Source organism: Ferruginibacter sp. SUN002 (assembly GCF_050611725.1).
Taxonomy (GTDB): Bacteria; Bacteroidota; Bacteroidia; order Chitinophagales; family Chitinophagaceae; genus Ferruginibacter.
Genome location: NZ_JBODJB010000001.1, coordinates 2,183,884 through 2,201,815, shown reverse-complemented (window position 1 = coordinate 2,201,815; position 17,932 = coordinate 2,183,884). Strand labels below are relative to the sequence as shown.

The window sequence follows — 17,932 nt, the reverse complement described above, 5'->3', positions numbered from 1 at the left end:
TGGCTATTATTTTTTCTTTTTTTTCTTTTTGGTCGCTTTGTCATTAACAACAGGTAATGCCCATTGAATCGTTTTATCAGTAGCCCCAAAATCTGCTATCAATTTTTGTTTCGCTAAAGAAGTATTACTATTCAACACTTTAATATCTTTTGTTCTTTCTCCTTGTAATTGTACCAACACATCAGCAGAATCTTTATAGTTTAAATTATTGATGGTAATACTATCACTGTTAAGAATATACGCTAAAGGTTTACTGTTTTTACTTACCATCACAAGATTATTGATGTTGATGTTGGATGCCTCTTGAATATCAACGCCTTCATTTGCTTGTAATAAAAGGTTTTCCATCCACACATTTTTTACATGCATTTCGGGGATACCTCTCACAAATATTCCTTTTGCGGCACCGTTGCAGGTAATGTTTCTAAAATAAAAATTCCTGAAAATCGGGGTGCTTTCATCAACTGCTTTAAACTCTACTTTCGGCGGCTCTCTTTTTTCACCACCGGTATTGATAGGGTCCTGAGCGGCATAATACATATCAAATAAAATAGCTTCTCCCGGAATATCAAGCATGTTAACATTGTTCACATAAATATTTTCAACTACGCCGCCTCTGCCTCTTGTTGTTTTGAAACGTAAACCGATATCGCTACCAATAAAATTTGTATTGCTTACATAAATATTATTTGCGCCACCACTCATTTCACTGCCAATTACAAATCCACCATGAGAATGATAAACAACGCAATTATTTACAATTATATCTGCAGTAGGTCTGCCTCTTTTTCTTCCTTCTTCATCTCTACCGCTTTTAATACATATACCATCATCACCTGTATCAAAAACACAGCCCTGAACATTTGCATGAGTGCAACTTTCAAGATCCAACGCATCGGTATTGGTACCAAACCACGGGTTTTTAACTCTCAGATTTTGCAAAGTGATATGATCGCTTAACATCAAATGCGTTGTCCATGCAGGAGAGTTTTCAAATGTCACATCCTGCAATAAAATATTTTTACAATTGGCAATACGGATCATATTCGGACGAAGAAAATCCTTCACATCTTCAAAATCCTTCAATTGCTTCCCACCTTTTAATTTACCAATATTATTATCTGCTAATCCTTTTAAAGCTTTTGTAGAAGAATACCATGTTTTTTTATCTTCGGTTAATACGCCGCCATATTTCGATAAGTGATTTTTCCATTCTGCGTCAGACATTTTACTTTTCTTCAATGGTCTCCAGTAATAGCCATTCCCGTCCATTATTCCTTTTCCAGTGATTGCAATATTCTCAAGATTTTCAGCAGTTACCGGTGCTTGACATCTTGCAGCATCGACACCTTCGAAAGAAGATATTACTAATGGATATTGATTAAAATCAGGTGTGAATATCACTAAGGCACCATCTGCCAGATGAAGATCAATATTACTCTTCATTACAATGGGGCCTGTTAACCATGCCCCTCTTGGTATCAACACTGTACCACCACCATTTGCCGCACAGCTATCGATTGCTGTATTGATCGATTTTGAATTTAGCGTATAACCATCAGCGATAGCTCCGTAGTTTACAATATTAAAAGTATCTTTCTTGAAATGCGGAACATATACCTTAGGCAATTCAAATGCAAACTTTTCTTTAAAGTCTGACGGCTTGAGATATTTTGCCAAAGCAAGATTTTGTTCTTTAATAGATTGACATACCAATGATGCAACTGAAGCTGCGCCATATTCGCTAAAATGTGTATTATCTTCAGGTTTGCCTTTGTAATTTTTAAAATGTCCGGCAGGAATATTCAGGAATAAACGTTTGCTATTTTCAACACCTTCTTTCTCGATAAGTTCCTGACTGCTTTTATGCAGGTCGATCAAGGGTACATTCAATTTAGCAGCTACTTCTTTTACAACACCAGGATATTCACCGTGTTGATCAACAAAAACTCCTTTTGAATCAAATTTTCTACGCATTACCGGAGTTACCAAGATCGGATTAGCTCCCTTACTTTTTGCATCGTTGATGAAGCGTATTAAATTTTCTCTGTAAGTAGTTTGTGGAGCGGCATATCTTGTACTGTCTTCGATTTTACTATCATTGTGACCAAATTGTATGATCACATAATCACCAGGCTGTAACTGATTCATTACAGTATCCCATCTACCCTCTTTGATAAAGCTTTTTGTACTTCTTCCATTCACTGCATGATTTTTCACTTCAACATCGTTCGTAAGATATTGAGGAAAAAATTGTCCCCAACCTCTTTCCGGATTATCTTCCACTGGCTTGTTAGCCATAGTTGAATCTCCTATCATAAAAATACGAACTGGCTTTTCCGGTAATTGAAAGGCCATTATCAATCCGACTAATGCTATTGAAAATATTTTTTTCATCTGGTGTTTTCGTTGAACGTTTAATTCGTTTAATATTTATCGTTAGTTATCTTACATCTTTAATATCTATCACATCCATATCTGTATAATTATAATTTTCTCCGGCCATTCCCCAGATGAAAGAATAATTACTCGTTCCACAACCTGAGTGAATACTCCACGGCGGAGAGATCAGTGCCTGATCACTTGCAACTAAAATATGCCTTGTTTGTTGCGGCTGCCCCATAAAGTGAAATACTCTTTGATTATCCGGAACATCGAAATAAAAATACGCTTCCATTCTTCTGTCGTGTACATGTGTAGGGATCGTATTCCATACACTTCCCGGTTTTAGAACAGTAAGCCCCATCACTAACTGACAACTTTTCAACCCTTCGGCATGAATGTACTTATATACTGTACGTTGATTGGCTGTTTCAACAGCTCCCAGATCAAGCGGAGAAGCTTTTTCCTTTTTCATCAACTGTACTTTGTAGGTGTGGTGAGCAGGTGCTGATAATAAATAAAATTTTGCAGGATTATTTTTATCCAAACTTTTAAAAGAAACTTTTTTGTTTCCTTTACCTACATACAAACAATCCAATTTATTTACTAAATAAGATTTGTCTTCTACTTTAATTTCTCCATTTCCGCCAACATTAATAATTCCAAGCTCTCTTCTCTCCAAAAAATAATCGGCTCTTAAATTTTTATAGTTCGGCAAAACAACGGTTTTACTTACAGGCATTATACCTCCTATTATTACTCTGTCGTAATGAGAGTAAACAAAATGAAAAGTATTTTCTTCAAACAGTTTTTCTACTAAAAAATTTTCTCTTAATTCTTCAGTATCCATCTGTTTAACTTCGTTGATGCCGTTGGCAAATCGTTGTATCATCAGCTATTTAATATTTAATATTGTTTAGTTAATATTTTACTCAAGTAAGATGTCATAAAATATTCAATATCACTTCTTACATTTTCAATTCTTATCTTCCCATCCAACCTCCATCTACTGTAACAATCGTGCCATTCACATAATCGCTTGCGGCTGACGCAAGGAATACCGTTACACCTTTAAAATCTTCGGGTTCTCCCCAACGATTAGCCGGTATTCTGCCTAAAATAGATTTACTTCTTTCAGGATCATTTCTTAACGCTTCGGTATTATCCGTTGCAATGTAACCCGGAGCTATTCCATTTATATTGATGTTTTTTCCTGCCCATTCGTTGGCAAATGCCTTTATTAAACTTGCAACAGCTCCTTTACTAGCTGCATAACCCGGCACAAAAACCCCTCCCTGAAAACTTAAAAGCGATGCTGTGAAAATGATTTTGCCACTTCCTTGCTGCAACATTTTTTTTCCTATCTCACGAGTAAGAATAAAGGGTGCATCCAGATTTACAGATAATACTTTATCCCAATACTCATCGCTATGCTCAGCAACCGGATTACGTAAGATCATACCGGCATTATTTACCAGAATATCGATTTTGCTATTTTCCGTAGTTACTTTTTCGATAAATGCTTTTAATGAATCCCTACTACTAAAATCACATTGATAGGCTTTAAAAGATCTTCCCAAAGCAACTACTGCCTTCTCAATTTCACTACCGCTTAATTCAATACTGGCAGATACACCAATGATATCTGCACCGGCTTCAGCAAGACCAATAGCCATTGCTTTACCTATGCCTTTGTTACAACCGGTAACCAATGCTACTTTTCCTTTGAGATCGAATAAGTTCATAATTCTTTGTTTAGAAGGCTTAGAGTTTATAAAGTTTAGCTACTATCCTTCCGCTTCTATAATTTAATACACATGTTCCCTTTAAAAAAAAATCTCACAGAGGTCACAGGATACACAGAACTTATTTACCGTCTGTGAGTAATGCGAATACTCTGTGAGAGAAAAAAGAGGCGGCAAATCGCAGCCTCTTTTCAAATGCATTTACTACTTATTCTACCACTAAACGTTTTGTCATTTTAACAGCATCGCCTAACAACTGTAAATTGTAAACACCACTTTTAAGTGTAGAAGGTAACTGCACCAGTTGTGAAGTAGTACCACCATCGTTCGCCAAAACTTTTGTAAATACTTTTTGACTTGCGTTATTATAGATATTTACTGTGTATTGTCCTTTTGAAAAATTAGCCATTTGTAAATTCAACTGACCGTTTTTAACAGGGTTTGGAGCTACTGTTAATTCCTGAGCTTTTGCTGTTGCTCCGGTTTTTACGATAGAACTGAAATTAGCCGCTCCGTTTTGATCAATTCCTTTAACACGATAAAATGCTTTTCCTGTTAAAGAAGCATTATCCATCCAAACATATTTAGTAGCACCAGTTGCAGCCAATGTACCTACTTGTGTAAAGTTGATGCCATCTACAGAACGTTCGATGATATAATTTTTTGTATTGATCTCTGTTTCACTTGTCCAGGTAATTTTATTAATTCCGTTTGCATTAATAGCATTGATAGAACCAAATTTAACCGGAGTAATCGTTAAGAAGCTTCTAAGAGTGATGCTATCCATATCCATAGAAGAGTTCTGAGAAATAGAAATTGCTACTCTTTTAGCTGCAGCCTTGTTAATTTGGATCGTTGTATCTGTACATAAATTTACTAAACCGGGAACAGTAATTACTTTAGTCCAACCGGTAGCACCAGGAGTTGTTGGGTTTGTAGTATTGTTTGCATCTTCCGTTGTCCAGAAAATCAATCTACGTGCATTTGAAGATGAATAGCTAAGGCTACCAATACCAAAATCAACAACCGGAGAGATGATATAGGCTGTATCTTTTATTGTGTTTGTTGGCGCATCCAAAAATGGAATAGCCGAAGTTGTTGGATTTAAGATTCTAATGTGCATTGGTGAATTTGGTTGAGGCGTTCCGGCAAATGTAATATTTGCACAAGATGTACCGGTTGTTCTGTACGTCCAGTTTACAAACCAATCTCCACTGTTTTTTCCTGCTCCAGAATATTTGTTCGGGTTTGAAGTGCTACTTGACGGGTTCAACGTACTAAGTAAACCTCCGTCAAAACCTTCAGCAAAATAAACATCGTTAACCTGTGCATTTGCGTTTGTTGCAAGAACTAAGCCCAACAATAAGCCTGAAGAAAATAGTGTAAAGAACTTTTTCATAATTGTGTTTTTGTGTAAGTAAATATTTTTTTATAAGGGGTAATACATTCCGCTATGGCACTATTACTTGTATAGAGGTAGGTAACAATGGCAGAGCAAGCATAAAATTACCTATTAAAACAGCTATTTTTAAGCATTTTAGGATGTTTTTCTACGCAAACGATGCCGAAAACGATGACAAATCGGAGCATCTCTTTTTTCCCTCAATAAAGGATGAAATTAAACAAAAAACGGGAGCAAAAATTTATTCGCTCCCGTTTATAATTCATAAAGTTTTTAGTAGCGCTTATTGCTTTACAAGTCGCTTGGTAATTGATTCTCCATTACTATTGTATGTAACCAAATAAACCCCTTTAGGCAGTTTAGAAACATCAATGGATGTGGCTAAAGTTCCGGCAGGCAATTTTTGGGATATGATATTTTTGCCTTCAAGCGATTTGATCAAAACACTGCTTTCTGTGGAAGCCCTCGGATAGGTAATAAGCAATTCGTTACTTACCGGATTAGGGTAAATATTAATATTAAATACCTTGGATTGTGTACTGATTTTCAATATAGCGCTATAAGTGATCTTGCCTGAAATATCTATGATCTTTAAACGGTAAAATACCATGCCTGACGCTACACGATCATCTACAAATTGGTATTTATTGGCATTACAAGAAACATTAGACCTGATAGATCCAATGCTATTAAACTCTTTGCCGTTAGCGCTACTTTCGATGATATAGTCTTTTACGCTGGTTTCGCAGGTTGTATTCCACGATAACGTGTTCTTATTATTGTTTACGCCCCCGGTGAATGAGATCAGCTTTACCGGTGTAGTTGATAAGACTACCCCACGGGCCATTACATTTTTCAGAGTGCCATATCTGCCGGCACTTCCCGATCCACAACTGAAATACAGTCTGAATGTTAGCGAATCGCCTGAATTAAGTGTTACTCCTCCATTAGCAAGGGTAAAAGCAAAGCGACTTACCGGGCCAGTTCCATCTGATTTTGTATTGATGAGTAAATAATCTGCAAAGCCTCCCTTACGGGCAGATGTTACAGGTGTTGTAACTACTCCCGAAGAGTCGCAACTGATCACATCTGCCGAGTCTACTGTAAAGCTGCTTCTAGACCAAACACAGCCGTATCTAAACCCAAAATTTGAAGTAGTACCGGCTGCTCCGAAGAAATTAAAATAGCTTATAATAGAATCCACTCTAACAGACTCTCCGGTAATCGGTTTAACAACAAACTCTTCATAAAAATTTCTGTTCAATGTACCTCCATTCCCAGCATTTCCGGCAACACTCCACAAACCATTGCCTAAAATACCTGCATTGAAAGCCTGACCATATAAATTGGAATAAGCAGGAACAGCAGGCACTTGAGTTCCGTTAGACAAGACAAGATTATTAAGTCTACTGCTGTTAGGCTGTACACTTAAAGATCTTGCAGCTGCTGAATCTGAATTTGTTTGATTTAGCGTTAACGGCCAATGTATCAATGTTACAGGTGTAAGTACTACCAATGCAGTTGTTCCAGAAACAGCAACGTTCACATCATCTGCATTTTCAGAACTATGAACAATATTTCCTGAAAAATCTCCCAATGCACCTGCATTCAATCTAACCAAAATAGATTTATTAGTAATGGTTCCTGAAACAGGAGTTAATATGATCGGTGACGCATTTGTATGCCAGTTGGCGCCGGCATCATCTGATATTTCGAAATTAGCAGGAGGCGTAATAGTTATATTACCGGTAAGATTAACACCGGAAACTGTGTATGATTTTGGATCTGTTGGCGAGCCCAATTGTTGAGCAAAAGCACTTACAGATGTTGCCGACGTACTGATTGTTTGTTTACTTGAAACCAGAACAGTATCTGTATTATGTGTTGCAAATCCTGCAAGCGATGCACTTACATAGTAATAATATTTTTGTCCGGCTGCAGGCAAACCCGGGTCGGTATATTTAAAATTGATAGCTGTATCATTCGCAGCAGTTGTGTTGTAAATTTCCGTAAAACTAACGTTATCGGACGAACGAAATAATCTGTACGTAATGCCGGTCATTGGCCAACTGATATTCCAATCGATCTGTGATGTAGATGCCCCTTTTGTTGCTCTGAAGTTCGATACGGCAATATCTTTCGGTTGATAAGTACAGAATCCATATGCAGTACATGGGTCCCAAGACCCGAACATAGATGCATAAGTATATGCAGATGCATCACCCAATTGCTGACTCCATGCTACTCTTGAAGCAGTATTTACTGCAGTACCGTCTAGATTCTTAGGCTGGTACTCAGCATAAGTGATCTGACTAGTAATAGTACCTGCATCCCAGGTACTCCAGCCAGTAGGTTGAATCTGATTTGTTCCGTATTTTGGGTTGATGAAAACCGTTTTGTTTTCTGCGCTGGTATTTCCTGTTGCATTTCCCCAGGGTCTTCCTAAATAATAAAGCGTATTTCCAGTATTAGATGGCAGTATGCAATCCTTAAATACATACCCGTATGTTTGACCGGCAGTTGTATTGGCTGCAGTAATGTAAGATGAACCATTAGATGATCTTGATTTAGCATATACATAGCAACTATCAAACAACGCAACAGAACTTCCGAAAATAAAATCTACATTTCCATCTATGTAACATTTATAGAAATAATGCTTTGGCGTACCGCTTCCTTTCGCATACAGCGTATCCTGATTACCTAAAAACCTACAGTTTTTAAATGCTGCTCTATCGGCATTTACTAATACAGCCACTGCCTGCGATCCGTCTCCATAAGTATTAGCAAAAGTGATATTGATTGCAGAGAAATCATTTGCATTAATACTAAAACTAGCCGAGTTTTGTGTTCCAAGCACAGTCGCAGGATCATCATAATATAATATAGTATTGGCAACACTTTCCCCTACCAATTGAATGAAGGTTTTAGAAGAAGCAACAGTAATTTTCTCTCTGTACTTTCCGTTCTTGATAAAAATAGTATAAGGCACCAATGAATTATTAGGTGCTGCATTGATCGCTGCCTGCACCGTTGTATAATTACCGCTACCATCCTGTGCAACGATTAGATCATATGCCTGTACAGTTGAAATGGCAAAGAAAGCAATAACGAAAACAAATATTTTTTTAGAGCTTAACATAGCAAAATATTTAATGATTAGTTTTTAATAAATCTAATTGTTTGAACTTTATTGTCTGACACTAAAACAGCAGAGTAGATTCCTTTATTCAAAAATGCAACATCTAACAACTGACCAGTGGAATTCGCTTTAATTTTTTCAATCAGCAGCTTTCTTCCATCACTACCAAAAATAGTTAACACACCAGCAGAATTACTTTGAGGAAAGCTGAGCTTTAAAATATTCTTTACAGGATTAGGATTTACAGCAAATGAAGATATCTCTTTTTTATAATTAACTGCAATTGTTTTGCTGTAAGTAAATGCAGCATCCCTATCGATCATTTTCAATCTGTAATAATTAATCCCATTGATCGGATCAAGATCAGTAAAATTATAATTATTGAGCGTTGCCAGATTTCCTGCTACAACAGTACCGATCTCAGTAAATGAAAGATCATCATTACTCCTTTCAACGATAAATTTTTGTGCATTGATCTCGTTATTGGTTGACCAATTGGTTTTAACCACACCGTTATTTTGTACTGCGTTGAATGATACAAGTTTTACCGGAACAGGAAAATATATTTTACCCCCGATAAAGAAAGTACTGAAAGAAGAAGTTGTAAATTCTAAGTAATACCCTTTTTGATAAGTACCATATGTACCATATGCCGATGGGGCAATTACTTCAGGTACAGCTGTAAGAGCAGTAGGACAATTATTGTTAGCCACTTTTAACACGTTCAGATCGGCAACAGTAATAATTGAAAGATCGGCAGCTTTTAATGCATTAAATTCAGCTTCTGTGAAATAGATCCTTACATTCACAGGAGTTGAAATTGGCGAAGCTGCTGTTATTGTAATATTTCTATTTAAATAAGGACGAATAGAGGCGTAATTCCTTACCGTACCTGTTGTATAGTAAGAGACATTAAATTCTCCTAAAGCGGCATTATCAAAAATAGAAGCTACAAGATTATTTGTATCGGTACTGATCAATCTTGTATAAGTGGTATCTTTTGCATGCAGCCATAGTCCGGTTGCGGAGGCATTTATTTTTCTTGCAGTTACACAGTTATTGATCTTACCGTATGCAACAATCGTATCACCATTCAACCAATTTTCAATATTCGTGTATCCGTTACTGTGATATCCGTTTCTATCCGTAGCATTATTACTATTCAAACCTCTTTGCTGCTCCCATTCATCGGGCATACCATCTTTATCGCTATCGGTCGGGGCCGGAGCCGAAGCCAGTGTTGGCCATGCATTCAAGGTAGCAGCAAAACCTGCAGGAGTATTTGTACTATGTGCCGGATAACCTCCTTGTACATCAATGATCTTACCTGTGCCATTGATTACATCATTTACAATTCTTGCATCTAAAGTATCCCTATTAGGCAATACACAGCCTGCATTTTTCAGCACTCTAGTATAGGCATCTGCAGCAGATTCGTCAGGTATGGCCAACCAGGGAAAAGCTACAGTTGCTGTTGCAGCTGCTTTAGCTGCAGCAATATTTGTAGCACCACTTGCTCCATCCATTAAAGCTCCTAACCAGTTACTATTTGTGTTAGCCGTTGAACCTTCGACATAATTACCCGTAAGATAATATTTACCATAAGGCAGTGTTGAACTCTTACCGGGATTGATGATCATGAATTTTCTTGCAGCAGTAGTTGATGTAGACGGGCCAAATTTGTAATAATTATTTACAACGTTGTAATTTCCACCTTCGCCGCCATTAACATTATAATCCTGCCAGTTATAGATAACGTTATTTCTAAAATCAACGTTTTCCAAACCGGGTGTAGCACCGTCTCCCATGAAACGGCTTCCGCAAAACCTTGGTGCTCTTCCTTTAACATGAGCAATCAAATTGTGGTGTGCTGTTGTATGTTTACCTCCCCAGATACCTCCATAACCGTGGCGTTCAAAATCTGAATCTCCTGATTCAAAATGGTATGAGTAATTAAGCGGTTCGCTTAAGATATTCCACTGTAAAGTTGTACTATCTCCATCGTATACCGTAAATGCTTCATCATTACTCCAACTCATAGTACAATGATCAATGATGATATTTTTATGACCGGTGCCACTTAACGCATCGCCATCTCCACTGCCATTCACCATTCCAAGATTTTGATTTTTGTCGCCAAGGCGAAAACGTAAATAGCGTATAATCAAATTGTCGGCACTGATGGATACGGGATAATCCGCAATACAAATACCATCACCCGGAGCTGTTTGACCTGCAATGGTAGTATTGGGTCTGTTCAATACCAATCTTGAAGTAAGACGAATGGTACCGGACACTCTGAATACAATTGTACGGTGTGTAATACCGCTCTTAGTTGCAGCATACCTTAAACTTCCGGGAAGATTATCGTCGTTTAAATTAGTAACCTCCATTACTGTCGTAGGCACTGTTGGTGTACCTCTGCCACCGGTTGTGTATTTCCCCATTCCTTCTGCTGTAGGGAAAGCTATTTGTTGCGCTTTTACAGAATGAAAAATGAAAAATAGAAAAACAAAAACAGAAAGAACTCTCATCGTGTACACATTATCGTTATAAACAAAAAAGAAAGGCTGAATAAATTCAGCCTTTCAGAAAAAATATTAATATCCGTGGTTTTGAGTTACCCTCGGATTTGTTGTAATTGCAAATGTTGGTATCGGTAATAATTCATGTGTTCCATGAATAAAACCAAAGCCATTACCCAATGGCAACCCACCTAATGCATAGTTTGAATGTAAACCAATCATACCATTTGGGTTTGTTTCAGTTATTGTACTAGACGATGCAATAGAGGAGATCCAGTTGATCTTAGTATATCCTCCAATTGTAGGGTCAGATGATTTGTACGGATGGTAATAAGAATTACCAGCAGCCAAACCTCCATTTGCTACATCATCTTTCAAATACATTACACGTGGCAATGTGTCATAAGGAGCAGGGATGCTATATTCAAGAGGAAAATTGATCCCTCTTGCTATTTGATCCAATGTGTTTTTAGTTTCTCTTAATTTAGTTTCCATCAAATTCCATCTGATCAGATCGTATCTTCTGATCGCTTCACCACCTAATTCCAATGCTCTTTCTTTTACTATAGCATCAAACATCGCTGCTTTAGAACCCGGAAGCGTAAGTGCAGGAGCTTTTGCTCTTAATCTTACTTCATTTATAGCATCCAAAGCACTGGTAGTTGGGCCATTCAATTCGTTTTCTGCTTCTGCATACATTAACAACACATCAGAGAAACGCATTAATGGAAAATTCAAACCAAGATTTTGGTTAGTGTAAATATCAAATGAAGTATTAGTGATCCAGTCTCTTCTGAATTTACCATCGTACCAGTCACCACAAGCTTGTGGTACTCTCACCAAAGTAGTAGGTGTAATTTTATAAGGAGCAATGGTTACATCTCTTCTCTCGTCTGTAGAATCAAACATATAAAAATACGTTGGCGAAACACGGATAAATCCATTACCTGTTGTACCTGTAGTCATTCTTGGTCCGCAATCGTACCCTAACTTACTACCTGTTTTACCACCTTGAAAACGAGAGCTTACTTCAAAAAGAATTTCTCCGTTTGGTTCGAAAGCATGAGCCAATATTGCATCTTTAAACACCGCTTTATAGCTTGGGTTCAAAGTATGTCTTGATCTGTTCGCCATTAATTCTGAAGTTTCTTTTTTAGCGATCGCATAGTAATCAAGATAATTTGATTGTCTGAAAGTAGTACCATCTTGGTTTAAAGAATACCCACCTGCAAACAATGCAATTTTGGCTCTTAAACCTTTTGCATAACCTCTTGTAATTCTATCCGGATCAATTCCTCCCATTTCGTCTCTCCATGGAAGCAATTCATTTGCTGCAAGATCCAGATCAGCCAAGATCTGATCATAAATTTCAAACCTGTTTCTTCTTTCCATATAAAGGTCCGGTGTTTGTGATGCCGGTAAGAAAGATGCTGGAATATCTCCCCACATTTTCACTAATTCAGAAAGATAAATGGCTCTTAATGTTAAGGCCTCTCCGTAGAATCTTTTCAATTTAGCTTTTTCATCTGCTGTACCACTTGTGTACAAAGTCATTCTTGGTATATAGTAAATGGCTGTGTTCGCTCTTTCTACACCGGTAAAGAACCATAACCAAACATTTTTAAACAATACGTTATCGTATGTAGGGAAAATATTGAAGTGATTATAAAAACCTCTTGAGGTGAGGTCTGATGCAGCAGAGCTTGACATCATACAATCATCATCATAAGGATACATAATTGTAAGACGGTTGCCGCCTAAACCATAATCTCCCTGCATTACATCATAGATACCATAAATTATTTTTTCAACGGTATCAGGATGCACAAAGATCGTTTCAGCATTACCTGCAATTGTTTTGGGTTCAACATCAAGATATTTTTTACATGATGAAGAGGCTACAATTACCAGTGTAAAAATCACTACCGGTAAGCTTATTCGTTGGATTTTCTTATATAAGTTCATAACTAATTTTTTATACTTTTTCAATGACAATTAAAATGTAAGATTAATACCTGCAACATAAGAACGGCTACGAGGATATGCAGAATAATCTACACCCGGTGTCAACGGATTCCTTGTTCTAGTATTTGCTTCCGGATCGTAACCCGAATAATTTGTAATAACAGCCAGATTATTTACAGTTGCATATACTCTTAATTTAGTTACTTTAATTTTCTTTAAAACAGCTGGAGCAAAATTATAGCCTAAGCTAACGTTATTGATACGCAAGAAACTTCCATCTTCAATTGCCCAAGAAGTTACATTTAAACCACCCGAAGCAGTACTTGGTGCCCATAGCTTAGCATTTGCATTGTATGCTGCATAAACATCCGGCGTGGTATCTCTTAAGCTGTTTCCGTTTTCGTCGGCAATTTTCCATCTGTCGTTCATCAACGCAAGCATATTAGCGCTTTTAGTGTATCCGCTGGTAAACTCAATTTTATTTGCATTGTATACATCGTTACCAACTACCCAGTTTACAAAAACACTTAGATCAAAACGTTTAAAGAAACTAAACTGTTGATTTAAACCGCCGGTGAATTTAGGTTGTGCATGACCGATAACCGTTCTATCAGCATCTGTAACCAATGAGTCTCCATTCAAGTCTTTCAATTTAAGCATACCCGGCTGAATATTTGTACCATTGATCGTTGTATAAGGGGCAGTTGTGCTTTTCTTCAATACATATCTGTTACCACGAGTTGCACTTGCATTGTATGTGAAATCATCTGTAGTGTAAAAACCGTCAGATACAAAACCATACATTTCGCCTACCGGCATTCCTTTACCTGCATTGTAATCTAGTAAAGATTCTTTTAATACACTCCAGCCACTATATTGTAATGGGTTGAAACTACCCACTTCATCAATTCTGTTTTTATTGAATGCAATATTGAAATTAGCAGACCAAGTAAAGTTCTTTTTATCAACTACTGTAGCAGTCAATTGAACATCTATACCCTTGTTGGTTGTTTGTCCTGCGTTCTGAATTTGAGAAGTATAACCTGATGTAGCAGGTATGGTTTGTAGCAACAACAAGTCTTTGGTTGTGTTTTTATAAATATCAACTGATAACTGGAAACGATTTTTGAACATACCTAGATCAAATCCTAAGTTTTTAGTTGTTGTTGTTTCCCATTTCAATAACCCGTTAGACAAATACGGAGAACCGTACCCGATATTATTTGTACCGGTTCCAGTACCGCTTGAATAACTCAATGTATAAGTACTGGTACCACTTGTAGGATTTATTACCTGACTTGAGAATACCGGCAGATATAAGAAAGGATCAATTTTTGCATTACCTGCTCCACCATAAGAGAATCTCACTTTAAAATCATTGATCAATCTTGGAGAGAAAGCTTTTTGGAAGAAATTTTCACGAGACATGATCCATGTTAATGCACCTGCAGTGAAAGTATTCCATCTGTGGCCCGGAGCTAATACAGATGCTCCATCAGATCTTACAGAGAAAGTAGCAGAATATTTTTTATTTAGCGTGTAATCAACTTTACCGAAGAAAGATGCCAATCTTGATTCTTCTTCTGTATAAGTAGGGTAATTTAAAAACAATACACCAACCGGACTTCCTGCTCTTGTTCTTTGAACACTTGCTTTTGCAGAAAGTGTATCTACCGCATTACCATATCTTCTGTTGGTTTGTTTGTTTATTACTTTATATGTTTCCTGACCAACAAGCATGATCAAATCATGATGTTTTTTAAATGATTTTTTCTTGATCAGTTTGTTAACATTAAAGGTCAATACATTTGAATTATTTACAGAGATTTTTTCTCCATTGTTAAAACCTGTTATAGGTAATCTGTTAGCCGCCGGATTACCACGAACTTCTTGTGTAAATGTATTGTAATGTTCCAACACTTCATTATTACTGCTGTTGTAACCAAGTGTTGTTTTAAATGATAAGTATTTTGTAAACGACACATCGATACTACCACCGATATTGAAAATTTTAGTGTAGTTTTTTTTGTATTCACTGTAAGCTAATAACACAGGATTGTATAAATTCAATCCGTTTTCCGCAGTTTCATCAAACAGGGTTTCATCAAAATCATCTATATCAGTACCTAAAGGGATATACGGTCTGTAACGGATCGCATTTCTTAAACGGTTTTGCCCTTGACCTTCTTTTGAAGAAGATACACCAACACCTGTTACAACCTGATCGGTATATCGAATGTTTGCAGATGTTTTAATAAAGCTTGCTAATTTTTGAGTAATCTTAAAATTCAAAAGATTTCTTTTAAAACCTGAGTTGATCATGATGGCATCTTCATCATTGTGCGTATAACCAAATGTAAGTTGGGTAGTTTTTGTTCCACCTGCAATGCTCACATTGTGTGTTTGGTTAAATGCTTTACGACCAAAAACTTCATCTTGCCAGTTAACTGCAGTGGAATCTTTAAATGATTTCAAACCTGCAAAAGTTCTGTCAATCGGGCTATATGAATCGAAGAAACCAGCAGTATCAGAACGAGTTAAATAGTTCTCATATTGATACTCTACAAACTCGGCAGGATCCATAAGATCCAAAGTTTTTGGTAATTCTCTCATACCTACAAAACCATTGTAAGTAACAGTGAATTTTTTCGCTTTTGGCGTTCTTGTTGTAATTACAACAACACCATTAGCACCTCTTGCACCATAGATAGATAATATAGAAGGATCTTTAATCACATCTATACTTTCAATATCCTGCGGAGCAATAGATTTTAAGGCGTCTTCAGTTTGAACACCATCTACAATATAAATAGGTGAGTTATTTTGTGTTAGAGAAGTACCACCACGAACACGGATATTTATTTCCGCATCTGGCGAACCTTCAGAAGTTACTACTTGTACACCGGCCAGTTTTCCGGTTAATGCTTCTGCTGCTGAAGAAACAGGAATATCTTTTAACTGTCCTGAACCAAGAGTTGCTACCGCAGCTTTCATATCACCACGTTTTACCGATTGGTAACCTACAACTACAACTTCATCATTCAACACAGCCTTTTTTTCTAAAGTAATAACGGGATCAACACCGGTTTTTACAACAAAGGTGTTGGTTGCATAACCAACAGAGGAAACAGTCAACGAAGTTGTACCGTTCTCTTTTAAAGCCAGAGTAAAATTTCCTGAGGCATCAGTTTGGGTACCTTTTTTGGTTCCCTTAACCTGCACAACAGTAGCGTTAGGAACACCGTTCCCTTCCTCATCTACTACTTTTCCTTTAATGGTTTGTTGGGCTAAAAGGCTCACGGGCAGAGCAAAAAAAGCAAGCACTACTACTAATAGTTTCTTCATACAGCAAGTTTTTATCTAAATATACAAAATAATAAGAGCAATCATTTTACTAAGATGCTGCTTTTACGTAATTTACACAAACAAATATCAATCAATTTTATCACCATTTTGTATTGAGAACGACCTATTTAACCTAAATATTTATGCAATCGTTCTCGGTATCGTTTGCAATTAAAGTTTAAAATCACGATATTTATATAGCAGATAAAAACTTTATCTTTGAAACATCGAACGGTTGTAAGTGAGGATTTGATAAAACGATGAAAAACAAGTATTAAATGTACGAAGCCATAACCATAAAAGACATTGCTAAAGCCTTAGGACTTTCTACTTCTACAGTATCCAGAGCCTTACGAGGCAGTTATGAAATTAGCCCTGAAACCAAGAAACTGGTACTGGAATATGCAGAGAAATTCAACTACCGCCCCAACCCTATTGCTTTAAGTTTAAAGGAAAGAAGAAGCCGCTCTATTGGTGTCATTGTAACTGAAATTGCCAACAACTTTTTTTCTCAGGCTATTAACGGTATAGAATCTATTGCGTATAACAGAGGATATCACGTTATCATTTCACAAAGTCATGAGTCTTATGAAAGAGAAATTGTAAATATGCAACACCTTTCATCCAGATCTGTTGACGGACTGCTGGTTTCGCTTTCTACCGAAACAGAAAATGTTGACCATTTTAAAAGTTTGCATGAAAAAGGTTTGCCAATGGTTTTTTTCGACAGGATCACCGATGAAATAGATACACATAAAATAATTGTAGATAATTACAAAGGAGCTTATGATGCTACAGAGCATTTAATAAAATCAGGTTTTAAAAAAATTGCTCATCTTACTAGTTCATCTCATTTATCAATTACAAAAGAAAGATTACAAGGCTATAAAGATGCATTGGCAAAGAATGGTATTCCATTGAATGAATCTTATATAAAATATTGTAATCATGGTGGAATGATATTAGCCGAAGTTGAAGGCGCCGTTAAAGAATTACTAAGTTTGAAACAAAAACCGGATGCAATTTTTACTGCCAGCGATCGTGTAACAACCAGTTGTCTGGCTACTTTCAAGTCATTAGGTATTTCCGTTCCGAATGATGTTGGCATTATCGGGTTCACCAATTCGGGGTTGGTTGAATTACTAAATCCGTCTTTATCTGCTGTTAAGCAACCAGCATTTGAAATGGGACAAATGGCTACTGAATTATTAATTCAGTTGATAGAAAGCAAAAGACCTGTTACACAATTTGAAACAAAAGTTTTGCATACAGAACTTTGTGTGAGGGACTCTTCTACAAAAACTGAAAAAAAGAAAAAATAAAAACAACTATTCTTTGCCGTTACCTTATTCAATCCTCTGTAAAAGCAAAAATTTTCAGTAAGAATTCTTTATATGTTCTATGATTTGCCGGAACAAAGAGCCGG

9 protein-coding genes are annotated in these 17,932 nt (G+C 36.8%); 1 reads left to right on the top strand and 8 read right to left on the bottom strand.

Going from position 1 to position 17,932, the window contains the following annotated elements; genetic code table 11:
• Positions 1-6: 6 nt before the first annotated feature.
• From ACQ33O_RS09785 to ACQ33O_RS09750, 8 genes are all read right to left on the bottom strand, one after another.
• A complete protein-coding gene (locus tag ACQ33O_RS09785) occupies positions 7-2,397 on the bottom strand; it encodes a glycosyl hydrolase family 28 protein (protein WP_430995394.1) in 2,391 nt (796 codons plus the stop codon).
• A gap of 46 nt (positions 2,398-2,443) precedes the next feature.
• Positions 2,444-3,274, bottom strand: coding sequence for a 5-dehydro-4-deoxy-D-glucuronate isomerase (gene kduI, locus ACQ33O_RS09780; RefSeq protein WP_430995393.1), 831 nt, complete (start codon positions 3,272-3,274; stop codon positions 2,444-2,446).
• A gap of 91 nt (positions 3,275-3,365) precedes the next feature.
• On the bottom strand, positions 3,366-4,127 hold the full coding sequence (locus tag ACQ33O_RS09775) for an SDR family oxidoreductase (RefSeq protein ID WP_430995392.1): 762 nt from the start codon (positions 4,125-4,127) through the stop codon (positions 3,366-3,368).
• A 208-nt stretch (positions 4,128-4,335) separates the two neighbouring features.
• Complete coding sequence (locus ACQ33O_RS09770; protein ID WP_430995391.1) at positions 4,336-5,526, bottom strand: T9SS type A sorting domain-containing protein; 1,191 nt, start codon at positions 5,524-5,526, stop codon at positions 4,336-4,338.
• 286 nt (positions 5,527-5,812) lie between these two features.
• Complete coding sequence (locus ACQ33O_RS09765) at positions 5,813-8,671, bottom strand: pectinesterase family protein (protein WP_430995390.1); 2,859 nt, start codon at positions 8,669-8,671, stop codon at positions 5,813-5,815.
• A 17-nt stretch (positions 8,672-8,688) separates the two neighbouring features.
• Positions 8,689-11,205, bottom strand: coding sequence for a T9SS type A sorting domain-containing protein (locus ACQ33O_RS09760; protein WP_430995389.1), 2,517 nt, complete (start codon positions 11,203-11,205; stop codon positions 8,689-8,691).
• Between the two features lie 66 nt (positions 11,206-11,271).
• Entirely contained in the window at positions 11,272-13,161 is a 1,890-nt protein-coding gene (locus ACQ33O_RS09755) for a RagB/SusD family nutrient uptake outer membrane protein (RefSeq protein ID WP_430995388.1), read from the bottom strand.
• Positions 13,162-13,191: 30 nt separating this feature from the next.
• Positions 13,192-16,506 carry a SusC/RagA family TonB-linked outer membrane protein gene (locus ACQ33O_RS09750; protein ID WP_430995387.1) on the bottom strand — a complete coding sequence of 1,105 codons (3,315 nt, stop codon included), beginning with the start codon at positions 16,504-16,506 and terminating at the stop codon, positions 13,192-13,194.
• Between the two features lie 278 nt (positions 16,507-16,784).
• On the opposite strand from ACQ33O_RS09750, the gene ACQ33O_RS09745 reads away from it, so the two are divergent.
• On the top strand, positions 16,785-17,828 hold the full coding sequence (locus tag ACQ33O_RS09745) for a LacI family DNA-binding transcriptional regulator (protein ID WP_430995386.1): 1,044 nt from the start codon (positions 16,785-16,787) through the stop codon (positions 17,826-17,828).
• The last annotated feature ends 104 nt before the right edge of the window (positions 17,829-17,932 follow it).

Excerpts from the sequence above, each read along its gene's own strand:
- ACQ33O_RS09785 (WP_430995394.1), bottom strand. The coding sequence starts at position 2,397 with ATGAAAAAAATATTTTCAATAGCATTAGTCGGATTGATAATGGCCTTT.
- kduI (WP_430995393.1), bottom strand. The coding sequence starts at position 3,274 with ATGATACAACGATTTGCCAACGGCATCAACGAAGTTAAACAGATGGAT.
- ACQ33O_RS09775 (WP_430995392.1), bottom strand. The coding sequence starts at position 4,127 with ATGAACTTATTCGATCTCAAAGGAAAAGTAGCATTGGTTACCGGTTGT.
- ACQ33O_RS09770 (WP_430995391.1), bottom strand. The coding sequence starts at position 5,526 with ATGAAAAAGTTCTTTACACTATTTTCTTCAGGCTTATTGTTGGGCTTA.
- ACQ33O_RS09765 (WP_430995390.1), bottom strand. The coding sequence starts at position 8,671 with ATGTTAAGCTCTAAAAAAATATTTGTTTTCGTTATTGCTTTCTTTGCC.
- ACQ33O_RS09760 (WP_430995389.1), bottom strand. The coding sequence starts at position 11,205 with ATGAGAGTTCTTTCTGTTTTTGTTTTTCTATTTTTCATTTTTCATTCT.
- ACQ33O_RS09755 (WP_430995388.1), bottom strand. The coding sequence starts at position 13,161 with ATGAACTTATATAAGAAAATCCAACGAATAAGCTTACCGGTAGTGATT.
- ACQ33O_RS09750 (WP_430995387.1), bottom strand. The coding sequence starts at position 16,506 with ATGAAGAAACTATTAGTAGTAGTGCTTGCTTTTTTTGCTCTGCCCGTG.
- ACQ33O_RS09745 (WP_430995386.1), top strand. The coding sequence starts at position 16,785 with ATGTACGAAGCCATAACCATAAAAGACATTGCTAAAGCCTTAGGACTT.